17 protein-coding genes are annotated in these 19,660 nt (G+C 64.4%); 13 read left to right on the forward strand and 4 right to left on the reverse strand.

All coding sequences use genetic code 11. The features are described from left to right. The first annotated feature begins 10 nt into the window (after positions 1-10). From EN862_RS34190 to EN862_RS34210, 5 genes are all read left to right on the forward strand, one after another. Positions 11-934 (forward strand): glyoxylate/hydroxypyruvate reductase A, encoded by a 924-nt coding sequence (locus EN862_RS34190; protein ID WP_127868853.1) that lies wholly within the window; start codon positions 11-13, stop codon positions 932-934. 79 nt (positions 935-1,013) lie between these two features. Continuing rightward, complete coding sequence (locus EN862_RS34195) at positions 1,014-1,367, forward strand: cupin domain-containing protein (protein WP_127868854.1); 354 nt, start codon at positions 1,014-1,016, stop codon at positions 1,365-1,367. A 146-nt stretch (positions 1,368-1,513) separates the two neighbouring features. Next, positions 1,514-3,022, forward strand: a complete 1,509-nt coding sequence (locus tag EN862_RS34200; RefSeq protein WP_127868855.1) for an aldehyde dehydrogenase family protein — start codon at positions 1,514-1,516, stop codon at positions 3,020-3,022. Continuing rightward, a complete protein-coding gene (locus tag EN862_RS34205) occupies positions 2,988-4,031 on the forward strand; it encodes a tartrate dehydrogenase (protein ID WP_127868856.1) in 1,044 nt (347 codons plus the stop codon). Before EN862_RS34200 ends, EN862_RS34205 begins: the two co-directional genes overlap by 35 nt. A 17-nt stretch (positions 4,032-4,048) precedes the next feature. Then, positions 4,049-5,506, forward strand: a complete 1,458-nt coding sequence (locus tag EN862_RS34210) for an NAD-dependent succinate-semialdehyde dehydrogenase (protein ID WP_127868857.1) — start codon at positions 4,049-4,051, stop codon at positions 5,504-5,506. A gap of 25 nt (positions 5,507-5,531) precedes the next feature. Here EN862_RS34210 and EN862_RS34215 read toward each other — a convergent pair whose 3' ends face one another. After that, a complete protein-coding gene (locus EN862_RS34215; RefSeq protein WP_127868858.1) occupies positions 5,532-6,806 on the reverse strand; it encodes an FAD-binding oxidoreductase in 1,275 nt (424 codons plus the stop codon). 16 nt (positions 6,807-6,822) lie between these two features. After that, positions 6,823-7,491: a haloacid dehalogenase type II gene (locus EN862_RS34220; RefSeq protein ID WP_127868859.1), complete on the reverse strand. Its 669-nt coding sequence runs from the start codon at positions 7,489-7,491 to the stop codon at positions 6,823-6,825. A 322-nt stretch (positions 7,492-7,813) separates the two neighbouring features. Here EN862_RS34220 and EN862_RS34225 point away from each other — a divergent pair, with 322 nt between their 5' ends. The 7 genes from EN862_RS34225 (at position 7,814) to EN862_RS34255 (ending at position 16,207) form a co-directional block, all read left to right on the forward strand. Beyond that, positions 7,814-8,653, forward strand: a complete 840-nt coding sequence (locus EN862_RS34225) for a GNAT family N-acetyltransferase (RefSeq protein WP_127868860.1) — start codon at positions 7,814-7,816, stop codon at positions 8,651-8,653. A gap of 14 nt (positions 8,654-8,667) precedes the next feature. Next, positions 8,668-10,041, forward strand: a complete 1,374-nt coding sequence (locus tag EN862_RS34230; RefSeq protein WP_127868861.1) for an aspartate aminotransferase family protein — start codon at positions 8,668-8,670, stop codon at positions 10,039-10,041. A 230-nt stretch (positions 10,042-10,271) separates the two neighbouring features. Beyond that, positions 10,272-10,994 (forward strand): HAD-IA family hydrolase, encoded by a 723-nt coding sequence (locus EN862_RS34235; protein ID WP_127868862.1) that lies wholly within the window; start codon positions 10,272-10,274, stop codon positions 10,992-10,994. A 65-nt stretch (positions 10,995-11,059) separates the two neighbouring features. Then, the gene (locus EN862_RS34240; protein WP_127868863.1) at positions 11,060-12,670 is read left to right on the forward strand and encodes an ABC transporter substrate-binding protein; all 1,611 of its coding nucleotides are present in this window, start codon (positions 11,060-11,062) and stop codon (positions 12,668-12,670) included. 86 nt (positions 12,671-12,756) lie between these two features. Beyond that, entirely contained in the window at positions 12,757-13,707 is a 951-nt protein-coding gene (locus tag EN862_RS34245) for an ABC transporter permease (RefSeq protein ID WP_127868864.1), read from the forward strand. 2 nt (positions 13,708-13,709) lie between these two features. Further along, entirely contained in the window at positions 13,710-14,555 is an 846-nt protein-coding gene (locus tag EN862_RS34250; protein ID WP_127868865.1) for an ABC transporter permease, read from the forward strand. After that, positions 14,552-16,207 carry an ABC transporter ATP-binding protein gene (locus EN862_RS34255; protein WP_127868866.1) on the forward strand — a complete coding sequence of 552 codons (1,656 nt, stop codon included), beginning with the start codon at positions 14,552-14,554 and terminating at the stop codon, positions 16,205-16,207. The genes EN862_RS34250 and EN862_RS34255 overlap by 4 nt, the downstream gene beginning before the upstream one ends. A gap of 81 nt (positions 16,208-16,288) precedes the next feature. On the opposite strand, the gene EN862_RS34260 is transcribed toward EN862_RS34255, so the two are convergent. Next, positions 16,289-16,765, reverse strand: a complete 477-nt coding sequence (locus EN862_RS34260) for an Lrp/AsnC family transcriptional regulator (protein WP_095819213.1) — start codon at positions 16,763-16,765, stop codon at positions 16,289-16,291. 224 nt (positions 16,766-16,989) lie between these two features. Between EN862_RS34260 and EN862_RS34265 the strand changes: the two genes are divergently transcribed. Continuing rightward, positions 16,990-18,315: an FAD-binding oxidoreductase gene (locus tag EN862_RS34265; protein ID WP_127868867.1), complete on the forward strand. Its 1,326-nt coding sequence runs from the start codon at positions 16,990-16,992 to the stop codon at positions 18,313-18,315. Positions 18,316-18,317: 2 nt separating this feature from the next. Here EN862_RS34265 and EN862_RS34270 read toward each other — a convergent pair whose 3' ends face one another. Then, on the reverse strand, positions 18,318-19,658 hold the full coding sequence (locus tag EN862_RS34270; protein ID WP_245519815.1) for an FAD/NAD(P)-binding oxidoreductase: 1,341 nt from the start codon (positions 19,656-19,658) through the stop codon (positions 18,318-18,320). Positions 19,659-19,660: the final 2 nt, after the last annotated feature.

A 19,660-nucleotide genomic window follows, 5' to 3' on the forward strand; every position in this document is an offset into this window, starting at 1 on the left:
GGGAAACCGAATGACCTTCCTGTTCAACTCCGATGCGCAGCGCGGCGCTATCTTCGCCAAGGCCTTCGCGAAGGAATTGCCAGATCTTCCCTTCGTCATCGACGCCGCGACGGTCGATCCCGATGCGGTGCGCTATCTCATCACGTGGGTGGTGCCGGAAAACCTCGCCCGCTTCCGCAACCTCGAAATGCTGTTTTCACTCGGCGCAGGCGTCGATCAGTTCCGCTTCGATGCGGTGCCCGCGACGGTGAAGGTCGTGCGCATGATCGAGGAAGGTATCGTACGCATGATGCAGGAATATGTGACGCTCGGCGTGCTGGCACTCCACCGCAACTTGCCCGCCTATCTGGCGCAGCAGCACGCGGGGGAATGGCGTGACATCACGCAGTTTCAGGCCGGGTCGCGTAGGATCGGCGTGCTGGGCCTTGGGCAGCTCGGCCAGGCCGTCCTCGACCGCCTGAAGCCTTTCGGCTTCCCGCTTGCGGGGTGGAGCCGCTCACCGCGACACATCGAGGGCGTGGCCTGCCATCATGGCGAGGCCGGACTGGAGGCGATGCTCGCGGCCAGCGACATACTGATCTGCCTGCTGCCGCTGACCGAGGAGACGCGCGGGTTCCTCAATACCGGGCTGTTTGCGAAACTGCCTGAAGGCGCAGCACTGATCCACACCGGCCGGGGGCCGCAGCTCGATCATGGAGCGCTAGTCGCCGCGCTCGACAGCGGCCAGCTTTCGGCGGCGATGATCGACGTCACCGATCCCGAGCCGCTGCCCGCGGGCCATCCATTCTGGTCGCATCCGAAGATCATCCTGACCCCGCATGTCGCGAGCGTCACCCAGCCCGCGACCGCCGCGCGCGCCGTCATCGACAACATCAGACGCCATCGCGCCGGTCTCGACCCGATCGGGCTCGTCGACCGGTCGCGCGGTTATTAATGCATGTCGCCCACAAGTGTGCAGCGGTTCTGGGAGATCGACATGCATCAAAGTCAAGCTCCAACCGAAAGGCCATCCTTTGTCCCTGCTCAAATCCGTCGACACCAACCCGAGCTTTTCACCGCGCCAATCCAAGGCGCTGCCCGAGCGGCTGATTGCCGGCGACCCCGCCTTCAAGACCTGGGTGCAGGATGTCGCCAAGGACGATCTCGTCCATACCGGCGTCTGGGAGGCGACCCCGGGCGAGACGCGTTCGATCAAGGGCGAAACCTTCGAGTTCTGCTACATTCTCTCCGGCGTGGTTGAGATCACGCCTGATGCCGGCGAGGCGGTGACCTACCGGGCCGGCGACAGCTTCGTGATGAAGCCGGGTTTCACGGGCGTCTGGAAGACCATCGAGACGGTGCGCAAGATCTACGTGACCGTCGGATAGCGAGGCTCGCGACACACGTCCCCGCGCGGAAGATTTTGCCGTCTCTTACGCCTGGCGCGCAACATTCGTCGGTGGCGGAACGCCGAACAGCGCATGCTGCGTGCCGCCAGGCGCTAGGCTTAGGTCGATGCCGCAGAGTGGTTTCGATGAGCCTGAGCTTCGATCCCGATACAATTCCTCTCCCCGCCGGCCATTTCATTGGCGGGCAACTGATCCCGGGCGAGGGTGGGATCGAGATACGTCGCCCGTCGGACGGCAAATCCTATGCTGACTGCCCCGTGGCCGGCCCTGACTTGGTCGAGCGTGCGGTGGACAGCGCCAAGACGGCGCTGAAGGCCAGCAACTGGGGCGGCGTCCGGCCGCGCGAGCGCACCAGGGCGCTGCAGGCCTGGGCCGACCTGATCGAGGCCAAAGCCGAAACACTCGCCAGGATCGAGGCGCTGAGCTCGACCCGGCCCGTCGGCCAGCTCGTCGCCGGCGACATCGCCGTCACCGCCGAGCAGATCCGCTTCTTCGCCGAATTCGCCGACAAGGAAGGCAGCGAGTTGGCGCCGACCGACGACACCAGTCTCGGCATGATCATGAGCGAGCCCTATGGCGTGGTCGGCGCGATCACGCCCTGGAATTTTCCGATCTCGATGGCCGGATGGAAACTCGGCCCGGCGCTGGCCGCAGGCAACGCGGTCGTGTTGAAACCTTCCGAGATGACGCCGTTCTCGGCCGTCTATCTGGCGCAACTCGCCATCAGGGCCGGCCTGCCGGCCGGGCTGATCAATGTGGTGCTAGGCGACGGTCCGACGACCGGCACGGCGCTGACCGGTCATCCCGAGATCGCCAAGGTCAGCTTCACCGGCTCGACCCGCGCCGGCTCGGCGATCATGGAAAACGTCGCTCGCACCGGCGTCAAGCCGATGACGCTCGAGCTTGGCGGCAAAAGTCCCCAGCTCGTCTTTGCCGATGCCGATCTCGACAAGGCGGCGGCGGCTATCGCCGGCAGCGTTACCTTCAATGCGGGCCAGGCCTGCGTGGCCGGCACGCGCCTTATCGTCGAGAAGAGCATTGCCGGCCGGCTTACGGCAGCCATCGCGGAACGAATGAAAACGGTGCGACCTGGCCCGACCTGGGACCAGGCGACGCAGTACTCGCCGATCATTTCGGAGCGGCAGCGGGCGCGTGTCAACAGTATCGTGCAAGCCGCGGTCGCAGCCGGTGGCGAATGCCTGACCGGTGGCGGGGCCATGGAAGCTCCTGGATATTTCTACGAGCCGACGCTGATCGCCAATGTCGACCAGGCCAATCCGGCGATCGTCGAGGAAATCTTCGGCCCGGTCCTGACGATCCAGACCTTCGAGACCGAGGACGAGGCGCTGGCGCTGTCCAGCCATCCGACCTACGGGCTGGCTTCCGGCCTGTTCACGACCGACCTGTCCCGCACGATTCGCCTCGCGCGCAAGCTCGAAGCGGGAACCGTCTGGGTCAATCGCTACAGTCGTTCACGCGACCACATCCTGCCGACCGGCGGCTACAAGCGCTCGGGCATCGGCAAGGACCTTGGCCGCGAGGCCTATCTCGCCAATCGCAGGACCAAGAGCGTCCTGATCAGCCTCCAGAGAGATGCCGATGAAATCTTATTCGATCGCTCTTATCCCCGGTGACGGCATCGGCCGCGACGTGATCACCGCTGCCTGGTCTGTGCTGGAGGCCGCGGCCAAACACGCGGGCTTTGCCCTAACGGCAACCGAGTTCCCCTGGTCCTGCAAATTCTACAAGGAAACCGGCCGCATGATGCCGGAAGACGCCATCGAGACCTTGCGCGGCTTCGACGCCATCCTGCTCGGCGCCGTCGGCTGGCCGGCGGAAGTGTCCGATTCCGTTTCGCTGCACGGTCTTTTGCTGCCGATCCGTAAGGCGTTCGTGCAATACGCCAACATAAGGCCGCATCGTCTGCTGCCGGGCGTGACGGGTCCGCTGCGCGCCGAGAGCTTCGATATCTTGTGCATCCGCGAAAACACCGAAGGCGAATATTCGGGCGCCGGCGGGCGCGTGCACCAGGGCACGCAGGACGAGGTCGCAGTGGAGACCTCGATCTTCACCCGCGCTGGCGTCGAGCGCATCCTTCGCTTCAGTTTCGAGCAGGCGCGGGCACGGCGCAGCAAATTGGCCTCCGTCACAAAGTCCAACGCCCAGAAGTACTCAATGGTGTTCTGGGACGAGATCACGCGAAAGCTGGCGGCGGAGTATCCTGACGTCACAGTCACCAGCTATCATGTCGACGCGCTCGCCGCGCGCATGATCATGGCGCCGGACAGCCTCGACGTGGTCGTGGCTTCCAATCTGTTCGGAGACATCCTGACCGACATCGGCGCGGCGATCCAGGGCGGGCTCGGCTATGCAGCATCCGCCAACATCAACCCCGACCGCTCGGCGCCGTCGATGTTCGAGCCGGTGCACGGCTCGGCGCCCGACATCGCTCATCTCGGCATCGCTAATCCGATCGCCACCATCTGGTCTGGCGCCATAATGCTCGATCATCTCGGTGAAAAGGCCGCCGCCGACCGCATCATGATGGCGCTCGAAGCGACGACCGCGCGCGGCATCGGAACCAGCGCCGGCAAGGACAGAACCGACGCCATCACAGCCGCCGTCGTCGCGGCGCTCAGCTGAATGCAAGGTCGTTTCCGATGAAAAACCTGAAGGACAAAAGCCTCTTCCGCGAAGCCGGCCTGATCGGCGGTGAATGGGTAGCTGCCGGCTCCGGCAAGACGGTCGACGTCATCGATCCGGCGACGCAGGCCGCGATCGGCACGGTGCCCGACATGGCCGGTGCGGAGACCCGCGCTGCCATCGATGCCGCGGCCTCCGCCTATCGGGACTGGAGGAAGAAGACCAACGCCGAGCGCGCGGCGCTGCTGGAAGCCTGGCATGGTCTGATGCTTGCGAATCTGGACGATCTGGCACTGATCCTGACCACGGAACAGGGCAAGCCGCTGGACGAGGCCAAAGGTGAGATCCGCTACGGCGCCTCCTTCGTCAAATGGTTCGCGGAAGAAGCACGCCGCATCAACGGCCATACCATCCCCTCGCCCACGCAAGACCGGCGCATCATCGTGCTGAAAGAGCCTGTCGGCGTCTGCGGCATCATCACGCCGTGGAATTTTCCCAACGCGATGATCACCCGCAAGGTCGCGCCGGCACTGGCCGCCGGCTGCACGGTGGTAATCAAGCCTTCCGAGTTCACGCCCTATTCAGCCCTGGCGCTGGGCGTGCTCGCCGAACGCGCCGGCATCCCGGCCGGCGTCATCAACATCGTCACCGGCATGCCGGCCGGGATCGGCAACGAGATCATGGCCAACGAGACGGTGCGCAAGATCTCCTTCACCGGCTCGACGCGGGTCGGTTCGCTGCTGATGCGCGGGGCGGCCGACAGCGTGAAGCGGCTCAGCCTCGAGCTCGGCGGCAATGCACCCTTCATCGTCTTCGACGACGCCGATCTCGATCTCGCCGTGGAGGGCGCGCTCATCTCAAAATTCCGCAATGGCGGCCAGACCTGCGTGTGCGCCAACCGCATCATCGTCCAGGCCGGTGTCCATGACGCCTTCGCGGAGAAGCTTAGCGCGCGCGTCAACGCGATGACCGTGGGGCCGGGCACGCAGCCTGGCGTCGCCATCGGGCCGATGATCAACATGGCGGCGGTCGAGAAAATCAACCGCCATGTCGAGGACGCGCTCGCCAAGGGTGCGGAGATCATCACCGAGAAGCCGGCATTGCCCAAGGGGACGCAATATGTTGCGCCGCTGGTGCTGACCGGCGCCACGAGGGAAATGCAGCTCGCCGGCGAGGAGACCTTCGGCCCGGTAGCGCCGCTCTTCCGTTTCGAAACGGAAGAGGAGGCGATCGCTCTGGCCAATGGCACACCGTATGGACTTGCCTCCTACTTCTACACCGAGAATTTGAAACGCGCCTGGCGCGTCGGCGAGGCGCTGGAGTTCGGCATGGTGGGCTTGAACACCGGCTCGGTGTCGATGGAAGTGGCTCCATTTGGCGGCGTGAAGCAGTCCGGCCTCGGGCGCGAGGGCGCGCAGGCCGGCATCGAGGAATATCTCGAGATGAAAAGCTTCCACATGGGCGGGCTGGGCTGAAGCCCGGCCAGTTCCGGACCGGATCTTACTGAATCCGGTCAAGCGCTTTGTAGTAGAGGCCGACCATCGGCAGGAACCAGGGCTTGCCGGAATAGCCGGGAATGGAAGGCCACTCGAGCCCTTTCAGCGGATTGCGGTCCTCGCGGCCGAGCATGGCATCGGCCAGTATCATACCGAGATGAGTGGAAAGCTGCGCGCCGTGGCCGGAATAGCCCATCGCGTACCAGACACCGCTATTATATCCGGCGCGCGGAAAACGGTCCTTGGTCATATCGACCAGCCCGCCCCAGCAATAGTCGATCTCGACCTTGGCAAGTTGCGGAAAAATCGCCGCGAGGCTTGCCCGCAATATCTGCCCGCTCTTGGCGTCGGAGCGCTGGTCCGACGTCGCCGAGAAGTGCGCGCGGCCGCCGAAGATCAAACGCTTGTCGGGCGCGAGGCGAAAGTAGTTGCCGATGTTCATCGAGGTCACGCAGGTCCGGTTGCCTGGCATGGTGGCGGCGATCTCGGCGTCGCTCAGCGGCCGCGTGGCGATGATGAAGCTGCCGACCGAGATGAGCCTGCGGCGGAAATAGCTGAAATTCGATGTCGTGTAGGCGCCGGTCGCCACCAGCACATTGTCGGCGCTGATCTTGCCGCGGGACGTCGTCAGCTCATGCCTGGCGCCGGCTTGCCTGCGGTCGGTCACCCTGGTGTTCTCGTGGATGATCGCGCCGTGTCGAACGGCGGCCGCGGCGAGGCCGGCCACATAGCGGCCCATATGCATCATCGCGCTCTTCTTCGACAGCATCGCGCCATGGAAGGGCGAGCCGATCTCCGATTTGAGGTCGTCAGCCGACAGCAGCGCCGTATCGGGATCGACCTCGACATGGATGGCTTCGAAGTTGCGGGCGATCGCCTCAAAATGCTGCGGCTTGGAAGCGAGCTTGAGCTTGCCGGCACGGCGGAAATTGCAGTCGATGCCCTCCTCCGCAATCAGCGCCTCGATGGTGTCGACGGCATCGTCCAGCGCCCGGTAGAGCGCGATTGCGCGTTCCTTGCCGAGTTCCGCCTTGGCCGAAAGATAGCTGTGGGCGAGACCGTTGTTCAGATGCCCGCCATTGCGGCCGGACGCGCCCCAGCCGACCCGTTCCGCTTCCACCACGACCACCTTGGCGCCGGCCTTCGCCAGCTGGCGCGCGGCGGCGAGGCCGGTGAAGCCGCCGCCGATGATGGCGGCATCATAGTGCCCCTCGACCGGGCCCTGCGCCCCGCCGGAAAAGACCGGGGCGGTATCGTGCCAGTAGGAGACCAGCTTCATCGGCAATCCGCCTGTCTCAAAGCCCGACCACGCCCGGGAGACCGGAAACATCGGCGATCTCGGTGTAACCGTAATAGGGGTTGGCCGGCTCGTGGGCGCGGTTGACCCAGACCTTGTTCTTGATGCCGAGATCATGCGCCGACATCAGGTCGTAGCGGAACGAAGACGAGCAGTGAAGGATGTCTTCCGGGCCGCAGCCCAGCATGTCGAGCATGTATTCGAAGGCCTTGAAGCGCGGCTTATAAGCCTGCGCCTGCTCGGCTGTGTAGACGGCGTGGAACGGCGCGCCGAGCTTTTCGACATTGGACATGATTTGCGCGTTCATAGCGTTGGAGAGGATCACCAGCGGAATTTCCTTGGCGACCTTGGCAAGGCCTGCCGGAACGTCGGCATGCGGCCCCCAGGTCGGGACACGCTCATAGACCATTTTAGAGTCATCAGCGCTGAAGGCGACGCCGTTGCGCTTGCAGGCGCGCTCGAGCGCATTGTGTACGACGTCGGCGTAGGGCTTCCAATCGCCCAGGATCTCGTCCAGCCGATAGGCCGCGAAGTTCTTGATGAACTCCTGCATGCGCGACTCGTCGAGCCGGCTGCCGTAAAGATCGCGTGCCGCTTCCGCCATCTGGAAAAAGGTCAACGTGCCATAGCAGTCGAAGGTGATGTATTTGGGCCTGAAAGAAGCCATGTCCGTCGATCTCCGGTGGAAGCGTATCCGCGTTGGGATTTGACTTCATAATATGCGGGCAGGCGACGAGCCACTTGACCGAAATCGGCTCCGCGAAAGCAGAAAGTTCCGTATCCGGGGTCTTGTTTGGCACGCTGTAGCATCTTGCCTGTCGAGAAGCGCGTCATTCCACGAAGGTCAAGCGCATCCGCCTGGGACGCCGCCAGCAGAAGATGCGGCGCACGCCCCGCGTAACGGCGAATGATACCGCCGAAGCCGAAACCTTCAGACGATCTGCGGCGCGCCGATGGGCGAGACTTGCAGGCAGACGGAAGGATGCCTCATGCAGCAAGGCGAGATCGAACTCCGGGATTTCGGGCCGGACCATATCGAGGGCGCGGTGGCGCTTTCTCGCCAGGAGAACTGGCCGCATCGCAAGCAGGACTGGCAGATGGCGCTGCAGCTTTCGAGCGGCGCGGTCGCGCTCGACGACCGGGGCCGGGTCGCCGGAACCATCCTGGTGACGCCCTACGGCATGGATTGCGCCATGATCAACATGGTGATCGTCGACAGGAACGCGCGCGGCAAAGGGCTCGGGCGCCGGCTGATGGAACAAGCCTTCGCCCTTGCCGAGGACCGGCCGTTGCGGCTTGTCGCGACGGCGGACGGCATGCCTCTCTATCAGAAGCTGGGCTTTGTGCCCTCCGGCAGGGTCCTGCAGCATCAGGGCAAGGTTGCGGAGCTTTGCGCGCCCGATGGCGTGGAAGCAGCCGGTCCTGACGATCTCCCTGACATCAAGGCGCTGGACCGCGACGCCTATGGCGCCGACCGCGAAGCTCTGATCGACGCGCTGGCGGAGCGCGGCCAGTTCGCCGTCATCCGCCGCAACGGCGCCATCGAGGCCTATGCCGCCATCCGTCCGTTCGGACGCGGCGAGGTGATCGGCCCGGTCATCGCCGGAAATGTCGACGACACCAGGGCCTTGATCAGCTTCTTCGCCGCGTCGCGCGCCGGCGCCTTCCTGCGCGTCGACACCGACAGCAGGACAGGCCTCGCCGATTGGCTCACGGAAATCGGCCTCGCCCATGTCGGCGGCGGCGTGACCATGGACCGTCCGTCCAGGACGGACGCGGAAAAGGCCCGGCCAAAAGTTTACGCCCTCGCCAACCAGGCGCTCGGCTAGTTCGGAGAAAAACAATGCTCGCCAATTCGCTGATCGAACTCGACCGTGCCCATCTCATCCATCCGGTCTCCTCTTATCGCGGCCACGAGGCGCTCGGAGTGCGCGTGCTGAAGTCGGCGAAGGGCGCGACTGTGAGCGACGCATCCGGCAAGCAACTCGTCGACGGTTTCGCCGGGCTGTGGTGCGTCAACGCCGGCTACGGTCACGACAGCATCGTCGAGGCGGCGGCCCGGCAGATGCGCGAACTTCCCTATGCCACCGCCTATTTCGATCTCGGCTCGGAGCCGGCGATCCGGCTCGCTTCGGAACTGGCCGAGCGCGCGCCGGGCGATCTCAACCACGTCTATTTCACGCTCGGCGGATCGGACGCGGTCGACAGCACGATCCGTTTCGTCCGCTACTACTGGAATGCGAGGGGCGAGCCGCAACGCGACCAGTTCATTTCGATCGAGCAGGGCTATCACGGGTCGTCGGTGGTTGGCGCCGGCCTGACGGCCCTGCCCGCCTTCCACGCCGGCTTCGGCATTCCCTTCGAATGGCAGCACAAGATCCCGTCGCCCTATCCCTACCGTAACCCGGTCGGCGAAAACGGCGATGCGATCATTGCCGCGTCGCTCGCCGCGCTGAAGGCGAAGATCGAGGCGATCGGACCGGAACGGGTCGCCGCCTTCTACGCCGAGCCGATCCAGGGCTCGGGTGGCGTCATCGTGCCGCCGAAGGGGTGGATCAAGGCGATCCGCGAGCTCTGCCGCGAATACGGCATCCTGTTCATCGCCGACGAGGTGATCACCGGCTTCGGCCGCACCGGGCCGCTGTTCGCCTGCACGGAGGAGGACATCGTTCCCGATTTCATGACGACGGCGAAAGGCCTGACCTCGGGCTATGTGCCGATGGGCGCCGTGTTCATGGCCGACCATGTCTACCAGGTCATCGCCGATGGCGCGGGCAACGCGGCGGTCGGCCATGGCTACACCTATTCGGCCCATCCCGTCAGCGCTGCCGTCGCGCTGGAGGTGCTGAAGCTCTATGAGGACGGCCTTCTGGAGAACGGCATCAAGGCCGGCGCCCGCCTGATGGCTGGATTGGCCGGCCTGAGCGACCATCCTCTGGTCGGCGACGTGCGCGGTCGCGGCATGCTTGCGGCGGTCGAGCTGGTGACCGACAAGCAGATGAAGACGCCGCTTCCCGCCTCGGCGATGCCGGCGCGTCGGGTCTTCGACCGAGCCTGGGACAACGGCCTGATCATCCGTGCCTTCGCCCATGGGGTTCTCGGCTATGCGCCGCCGCTCTGCTGCACCGACAGCGACGTCGATGCGATCATCGAGCGCACGCGCCTCACGCTCGACCAGACGCTGGCCGATCCGGATGTTCGTAAGGCTCTCGCATGAAGGGCGGCGGATTTTTCGCGTCGCGAAATATCGCCGGGGCGGACGATTTCGCAATTTTGTGCCGAAGCCCCGCGCCTTTTCGGCGAATCCAACGCGGGGGAAGTGCCAGACTACCGTTAAGACAAGGCCAGAAAGCCGGAATCTACCGGCTTCTTGAAAAAGGCGACGTCCCGGACAGCACGCAATTTTGTTCTGTTCAGCACGGTTCGGCCGCAGAGGAGAGCTAGTTCTTGGCCAAGGCCTTAAGCGAATTCAAATACATGACCTTCGATGTGGTCGGCACGGTGATCGACTTCGAAGGCGGTATCACGGCCTGCCTGGCCGGCATTGCCGCCGAGGCCGGCGTCGCCATCGACGGAGAGGAAGCGCTGGCGCTCTATCGGCAGGCCCGTTACATGCCCGGCGTCGGGTTGTTCCCGGACGATCTCGTGCGCGTCTACATGGTCATCGCTCCGCGGCTCGGCCTGCCGGCCGAGGAGAAATACGGTGTCCGCCTACGGGATTCAGCGGCCGTCTGGAAAGGCTTTCCCGACAGCGCGGCGGCCTTGGCCGAGCTTGCCAAGTCGCACAAGCTGATCGCCATGACCAATGCCCGGCGCTGGGCGCTTGACCATTTCGAGAAGCAACTCGGATCGCCCTTCTTCGCCACCTTCACCGCCGACGACACTGGTACGGAAAAACCCGACCCAGCCTTCTTCCAAAAGGTCTTCGATTTCGTAGCGGGTCGGGGCGACAGCAAGGACGACATCCTGCATGTCGCGCAGAGCCAGTACCACGACATCGGCGTGTCCCGGGCGCTCGGCATGACCAGTTGCTGGATCGAGCGCCGGCACGCCCAGAAGGGCTATGGCGGCACGATCGAGCCCGAGCGCTTCACCGTGCCGGACTACCACTTTACCTCGATGGCCGCCCTTGCCGCTGCCGTGCGCGAGAGCCTGAAGGAGCGAACCTGAACACAAGCCCGGAAAGCCGCAGCAAGACGAGCATACCGATCAAACCAACAGAAAGGGGAATGAACATGACCGACAAGATCACCAACTGGACCAGCGCAGACGATGCCGTGGTCGAGAACGCCATCCGGCGAGGCGCGAGCCGCCGCGAACTTCTCAAGATGCTGCTGGCCGGCGGCGCCGCGATTGCCGCGGGCGGCGTTGTGCTTGGCCGCGCCACGCAGGCCGTCGCTGCCACGCCTGTCTCCGGCGGAACGTTCAAGGCGGCCGGCTGGTCGTCCTCGACCGCCGACACGCTCGACCCCGCGAAGGCGTCCCTCTCTACCGACTATGTGCGCTGCTGCTCGCTCTACAACCGCCTGACCTTCCTCGACAAGGATGGCAAGACGCAGATGGAGCTGGCTGAGAGCTTCGACAGCAAGGACGCCAAGACCTGGACCGTGAAGCTGCGCAAGGGCGTGACCTTCCATGACGGCAAGGACCTCACCGCCGACGACGTGGTCTTCTCGCTGAAGCGTCATCTGGACAAAGCGGTCGGCTCCAAGGTGGCCAAGATCGCCGCACAGATGACCGGCTTCAAGGCGGTAGACAAGTCGACCGTGGAAATCGCGCTTGCCGACCCGAATGCAGACCTGCCGACCATACTGGCGCTGCATCATTTCATGATCGTCCAGGACGGCACGACTGATTTCTCAAAAGGCAACGGCACCGGCGCCTTCGTGCTCGAGACCTTCGAGCCTGGCGTGCGTTCGGTGGTCACCAAGAACAAGAACTACTGGAAATCGGGCAAGCCCTATCTCGACTCCTTCGAGTTCATCGCCATCAGCGACGACAGCGCGCGGGTCAATGCGCTGCTTTCCGGCGACATCAATTTCGCAGCCTCGATCAACCCGCGTGCGATGAAGCTCATCAGCGGCCAGCAGGGCTTTGAACTCTCCAAGACGACCGCGGGCAACTACACCGACCTCAACATCCGGCTCGACATGGAACCGGGCAAGAAGGCCGATTTCGTCGCCGGCATGAAATATCTCGTCAACCGCGAGCAGATCGTCAAATCGGCCCTGCGTGGCCTCGGCGAAATCGGCAACGACCAGCCCGTCTCGCCGGCCAACATCTTCCACAACGCCGACCTCAAGCCGAAGGCGTTCGACCCCGACAAGGCGAAGTTCCACTTCCAGAAGTCAGGCCTGCTCGGCCAGTCCATCCCGGTGATCGCCTCCGAAGCCGCCACCTCGTCGATCGACATGGCAGTGATCATCCAGGCCGCGGGCGCCGACATCGGCATGAAGCTCGACGTACAGCGCGTTCCGTCCGACGGCTACTGGGACAATTACTGGCTGAAGGCGCCGATCCATTTCGGCAACATCAATCCGCGCCCGACGCCGGACATCCTGTTCTCGCTCCTCTACGCTTCCAACGCGCCCTGGAACGAGAGCCAGTACAAGTCCGAGAAGTTCGACAAGCTGCTGGTCGAGGCGCGCGGATCGCTCGACCAGGCCAAACGCAAGGAGATCTACGGCGATATGCAGACCATGGTGTCCGAAGAGGCCGGCACCATCATCCCGGCCTATATTTCCAACGTCGATGCCCTCTCCAGCAAGGTGAAGGGTTTGGAAGCCAACCCGCTCGGTGGCATGATGGGCTACGCAATGGCGGAATATCTCTGGCTCGAAGCCTGAGAGGCGCACGCCGGGGCCGGTCGGCCGGCCCCGGCACTGCATTGCGCAGGATTGTTTGACCGAACGCAACCGCAGGGAGCGCTTCCATGAAATCTGGGGTTCTCAACCTCGTGGTCAAGCGGCTCGGGATCGCGGTCGTCACGCTTCTGATCGTGTTGTTCGCCGTGTTTTTCGCCACCAGCATGCTGCCGGGCGATACCGCGTCGATCCTTCTCGGCCAGGCGGCGACTCCTGAAGCTGTCGCCGGCCTGCGCGAAGCCATGCATCTCAACGACCCGGCGATCCTGCGCTTCCTGCGCTGGCTTTTCGGGCTGCTCCATGGCGACCTCGGCACTTCCTATGCCAACGACATGCCCGTGGCGGCGCTGATCGGCGGGCGCCTGGTCAACACGATGAAGCTCGCCGGCGTCACTACGCTCATCTCGGTGCCGCTGGCGCTGACGCTCGGCATCTGCGCCGCGATGCTGCGCGGTTCCCTCTATGACCGCGCCGTCACCGTACTTTCCATCGGCGTCATCTCCGTGCCGGAGTTCATGGTCGCGACGCTGGCGGTGCTGCTCTTCGCCGTCTATCTCAAATGGCTGCCGGCGCTGTCCTCGGTCAACGAGGCGCATTCGCTGACCGACTTGGTGCGCATATACGCGATGCCCGTTATCACGCTCACCTTCGTCATCTCCGCCCAGATGATCCGCATGACCCGCGCCGCAGTGATCGAGACGCTGTCCACGCCCTATGTCGAGATGGCGCTCCTCAAAGGCGCGTCGCGCAGCCGCATGGTCCTGCGGCACGCGCTTCCCAACGCGCTCGGACCGATCGTCAACGCGGTCGCGCTGTCTTTGTCCTATCTGGTCGGCGGCGTCATCATAGTCGAGACGATCTTCAACTATCCCGGCATCGCCAAGCTGATGGTCGATGCAGTCGCCACCCGCGACCTGCCGCTGATCCAAAGCTGCGCGATGATCTTCTGCCTGGGATATCTCCTCCTCATCACGGCCGCCGATATCGTCGCCATCATGTCCAACCCGAGGCTGAGATAACGATGGCGCGCGCAGTAGCCTCCCGACGCTCCTTCTTGGGCCACAGTTATAACCTTGTCGGCGTCGTGGCTTCGCTGGTCATCCTGGCGTGGACACTGGTCGCGATCTTCGCGCCCTACATCATTCCGCATCCGATCGGCGACATCGTCGACGACGATTATTTCGGCCCGATGCGCCAGGGGCTATGGCTTGGCTCGGACTATCTTGGGCGCGATATGCTCTCGCGCGTTCTGATGGGCGCACGCTACACTGTCGGCATATCGCTCGCCGCCGTTTCCATCGCCTGCTTTTCGGGTGTCGTGCTCGGCATGCTCGCGGCCGTGACCGGCGGCTGGTTCGACACCTGCCTCAGCCGCTTCCTCGACGCGATGAACTCCATCCCAAGCAAGCTGTTCGGCCTCGTGGTCGTCGCTGCGGTCGGCTCGTCGATCCCTGTGCTGATCCTGACGCTCGCGGTGATTTACATCCCCGGCGCCTACCGCTTCGCTCGGGCGCTCGCAGTCAACATCAACACTATGGATTTCATGACCGTCGCCCGTGTCCGTGGCGAAAGCACGGCCTATCTCATCGGGTCCGAAATCCTGCCCAACATCATTCGCCCGGTGCTCGCCGACTTCGGCCTGCGTTTCGTCTTCATCGTGCTCCTGCTCTCAGGCCTGTCCTTCCTCGGGCTCGGCTTGCAGCCGCCTTTGGCCGACTGGGGCGCGCTGGTGCGTGAGAACATCGGCGGCCTGCCCTTCGCGGCCCCAGCGGTCGTCGTGCCCTCGTTGGCGATCGCCAGCCTCACCATCAGCGTCAACCTGCTGATCGACAACCTGCCGCAGAAGATCAGGGACCGTGACGCATGACCAATCTCGTCGAGGTCAGGAACCTAAGGATCAAGGCGACGACGGACGCCGGACGTGTCGTCGAAATCATCAAGGGCGTCAGCCTCGATATCGCCGATGGCGAGATCATCGCGCTGATCGGCGAGAGCGGCTCCGGCAAGACGACAGTGGCGCTCTCGCTCATGGGCCACGCGCGGCCCGGATGCCAGATCACCGGCGGCGAGATCAACGTCAACGGCAAGAACATGGCGGCGCTCTCCGAGAAGGAAAGGGCAAAGCTGCGCGGGACCGACATCGCCTATGTGCCGCAAAGTGCGGCCGCATCGTTCAATCCCGCGTCCACCATCATGGAGCAGGTGATCGAGGTCACGCGCATCCACAGGCTGATGCCGCCCGAGCAGGCCCGCAAACGGGCAGTCGAGTTGTTCAGATCCTTGTCGCTGCCGGACCCGGAACGGATTGGCGGCCGCTATCCGCACCAGGTTTCGGGCGGACAATTGCAGCGGCTTGCGGCGGCCATGGCGCTCATCGGCGATCCCAAACTGGTCATCTTCGACGAGCCGACGACGGCTCTCGACGTGACGACGCAGATCGACGTGCTGAAGGCCTTCAAGTCGGTGATGCGGGCGGGCGGGATTGCGGGTGTCTATGTGTCCCACGACCTCGCCGTCGTCGCCCAGATCGCCGATCGCATCGTGGTGCTGAAGGGCGGCGAAGTGCAGGAGACCGGCACGACGGCTGAAATCCTTTCAGCCGCCAAGCATCCCTATACGCGCGAGCTGCTGGCCGCCTTCGAACCGAAGCGGCGGCAAGCGAACGCAAATGCGGAGGCCGCGACCAACCAGCTGCTGCGCATCGACAATGTGACCGCCGGCTACGGTGCGGTGCGGAACGACGGACTGCCGCTGATCCGCGCCGTCGATTCCGTCAGCCTGGTCGTGGAGAAGGGCCGCAATCTCGGCGTCATCGGCGAGTCCGGCTGCGGAAAGTCAACACTGGCGCGGGTCATCGCCGGCATCCATTCGGCGGCGGCTGGCGACATCGTCTTCGACGGCAAGCCGTTGCAACGGGCTGCCGGGAAACGCAGCCAGGACCAGCTGCGCGAGATGCAGATCGTGTTCCAGTATGCCGATACCGCGCTCAATCCGGCCAAACCGGTCGAGGACATCATCGCCCGGCCGCTGGTCTTCTATCACGGGCTCGATCGGCAGGCACGCTCCAAGCGCGTCGACGAGTTGCTTGATATGGTGCGCCTGCCCAAGACGCTGCGCTATCGCCATCCCTCGGAGCTGTCGGGCGGCCAGAAGCAGCGCGTGAATTTCGCGCGCGCGCTGGCGGCCGACCCGAAGCTGATCATCTGTGATGAAATCACCTCGGCGCTCGACACGGTGGTGGCGTCGGCCGTGATCGAATTGCTCAAGGAGCTGCAGCGCGAGCTGGGTCTGTCCTACATATTCATCAGCCACGACCTTTCCGTCGTCGAGGCCATCTGCGACGAGATCATGGTGATGTATAACGGCCAGCGCGTGGAGCAGATCACGCCCGACAAGGTCAAAGCGGCCACCCACCCTTATTCCAAGCTTTTATTCTCGTCGGTGCCGAAACTCGATCCGACCTGGCTCGATGGCCTTGTCCGCGATCCGGAGCTCGTCAGCCAGTACGGCCACCGTTAGAGCAATTCCAGGAAAACGCGTGTAACGGCTTTCCGGCCGGAGTTGCTTTGTAGCGGATGCCTAGAAAACGACGTCCGCGTCTCACATCGGGAACAAGCTGGGCAGCGGCATGTGCGCCTTGACGATCGGCGACTTCAGCACCACGAAGCTGAAATACTTGTCGATACCGATGTCCATGTCGGTCAGCCGTTCCATGATCGACTGGTACTCGCCGATACCGGCGGTGACGAATTTCATCAGATAGTCGTAGCCGCCCGAGACGAGGTGGCATTCGATGACCTGATCGATCTTTTCCACGACGGCGAGGAAGCGTGCGAAGTCGACCTGGCGATGGTTCTTCAAGGTGATCTCGGTGAACACGGTCAGCGTCTGGCCGAGCTTGCCGATATTGACCTGCGCCGAATAACCCTCGATGTAGCCCTCGGACTGCAGCTTCTTGACCCGCATCAGGCACGGGCTCGGCGACAGATGCACCAGCTCGGCCAGTTCGACATTGGTGATGCGGCCGTTCTTCTGCAGTTCGTGCAGAATCTTGATGTCGATCCGATCCAGTTTCATGAGCTGTCTCCGAGGAAGAGTGCTACAGCACAAAATGCTGCTATGCTGGTGACCGCCGAGACTACCATAGCCCGCCGGCCTGTCCATCTGAGCCGACACCGCTTTGAAACGCAGGGACTCGCGATTTCAATGGGATTGTCGGAACAAAATTCTGCTTGTGCCTCAACTGCGGCAGCGGCTGCCTGCGCAACGCGATAAACTGGCGCTTAAAGGCAGAGAGGATCATGCGCGCGCCACTGCAGCAAATCGAGACATCCAGCGAACTGCCGCAATCCGCGGACGCGGTGGTCATTGGCGGCGGCATCGTCGGCGTCTTCGCGGCCTACTACCTGGCGCGGCGCGGCATGAAGGTCGCGCTTGTCGAAAAGGGACGCATCGGCGCCGAGCAGTCCTCGAGGAACTGGGGATGGTGCCGGCAGCAGAACCGCGACGCCCGCGAGTTGCCGATGGCAACCCACAGCCTCGATCTGTGGGAGCGCTTTGCGACGGAGACCGGCGAGGACACCGGCTTCCGCCGCTGCGGCCTGCTCTATCTCAGCAATGACGAGGCGGAGCTGGCCGGCTGGGCGCGCTGGCGCGACTTCGCCAGAACCGCCGGCGTCACCACGCATATGCTCGATAGCGCCGCGGCCAGCGAGCAAGGCCGCGCCACCGGCCGGACGTGGAAGGGCGGCGTCTTCTCGCCGAGTGACGGCACCGCCGATCCATCGCGGGCGGCGCCCGCGGTCGCCCGCGCCATCCTCAAGCTTGGCGGCAGCGTGCATCAGAATTGCGCCGCACGCGGCATCGAGACCGAAGGCGGGCGTTTGAGCGGTGTGGTCACGGAAAGCGGAATGATCCGCACGAAGATCGCAGTGATGGCCGGCGGCGCCTGGGCCTCTTCGTTTTGCCACCAGTTCGGCTTCCGCTTCCCGCAGGCGTCGGTCCGCTCCTCCATCCTGTCGGTCTCGCCCGGCGCGGAGGGCCTGCCGGATGCCCTGCACACTGCAAGGATTTCGGCGACGCGTCGCGGCGACGGCGGCTATACGGTCGCCATCAGCGGACGCGGACGCGTCGACGTGACACCACAGCAGTTGCGCTTTTCCTCGCAGTTCGTGCCGATGTTCCTGAAGCGCTGGCGAAGCCTCGGCCCCGGCGGGCTGCAAGGCGTGCGCTCGGGTCATGAAACGCTGAAACGCTGGCGGCTCGATCGGCCGACGCCGATGGAGCGCATGCGCATCCTCGATCCGGCTCCGGATCATTCGACGATCCGCCTGACGCATGCCCGGGCGCTCGAGCTGCTGCCCGACCTCAGAAAGACCAGGATCAGTGCTGCCTGGGCAGGCTATATCGACAGCACACCGGACGGCGTGCCGGCCATAGGCGAGATCCATTCCGTTCCAGGCTTTTTCCTGGCTGCCGGATTTTCGGGACACGGCTTCGGCATCGGCCCCGGCGCCGGGCACCTCGTCGCCGATCTGGTGACCGGGGCGAAGCCGATCGTCGATCCGACATCCTATGATCCACGGCGCTTCGACGCGTCGTCCTGGGGCAAGGTCGCCGACTTCTAGCATCAGTCCTCCCGAAGAAAGGCGCCGACGGGCGCCGGCCGGACAGGCGCCTGCCCGCGAAACCGACCGACATCCCTTGACGCGCATCCGGATTGCGCGGCGACGAGCTCGACGGCCGCCAAGTGGCAATAGCGCCCTTGGCAGCGCCCCATGCCGACGCGTGAAAGCGACTTCACCCTGTTGGCCTCGCCGCCGCCGAAATCCGCACCCTCGCGCACGGCTGCGGCAGTGATGTTTTCGCAGCGGCAGACGATCGCGTCGTCGGGCATTGTTCGCACCATCTCGGCCGGCCAGGGAAAGGCACGAGCCAGGCCGCAGGCAAAACGCTTGAGTCGCGCCAGCTTGCGCAGGTCAGCTTGGACGGGAGATGCCGCATGCCCGAGATCCTTGAGGCATGCCACGGCCGCGAGACGCCCCGCGATCTCCGCCCCATCCGCGCCGATGAGACGAGCCCCGTCGCCTGCAAGGTAGACTCCGTTGCCGGCCCGCCCCATCGCGTCGGTCTGCGGCAGCCATTGTTGCCACTGCTCGTCATAGGCAAAGACGCATCCGACCAGATCGGCCAGATGCGTCTCCGCCCGCAGGTGCCAACCCATGCCGACCATGTCGCATGGGGTGATGCGCTGCCGTCCGCCGGCATCGCGCCAGCGCATCGCAATGACGCCCGACGCGTTCGCCTCGATGCGCTCCACCGTTACGCCCGCATGATAGCGGCCACCGAGCCGCGCCCTTAGGGTCAGACCGCGCAACGCAACGATCGGCCGGGCCGCGAGTCCAGGGAATCCCCTCATCTGCCGGCGCCACGAGGATGTGTCCAGCACCGCCGTCACGTCGGCTCCGGCCTTGAGGAGTTGCGCGCCGACCAGCGTCAGCAGAGGTCCAGATCCGATGAGAACGATGCGCCGTCCGAGCGCCACGCCCTGCGCCTTGAGCGCGATCTGCGCCGCGCCGAGGCTGTAGACGCCGGCGTTCTGCCAGCCCGGGATCGGAGCGATGCGATCGGACGCGCCGGTGGCAAGAACCAGGCGGTCGTAGCTGATCACCTGCACCCCGCCCTCGCCCAGCACATGCAGCCGCCCCTGATGCACGGCAATGACGGAGCTGTGTGCTTGATAAGTGAGCTGCCGCTCTTCGGTCAGCCGGTCAAAGAGCGCATGCAGTTCTTGCGCCTTCACTGCCTCCGACCCATAGAGCTGTTCCGGCGTGCGGACGAACCCGTCCGGCGGGCGGCGATAGATCTGCCCACCGGCGCAATGGCCTTCGTCGATCACCACCGGATGGAGCCCGGCTGCGACCAGCGTTGCCGCTGCCCTTATGCCGGCGGGACCGGCGCCGACGATCACGA

The organism is Mesorhizobium sp. M2E.F.Ca.ET.219.01.1.1, assembly GCF_004016445.2.
Lineage (GTDB): Bacteria > Pseudomonadota > Alphaproteobacteria > Rhizobiales > Rhizobiaceae > Mesorhizobium.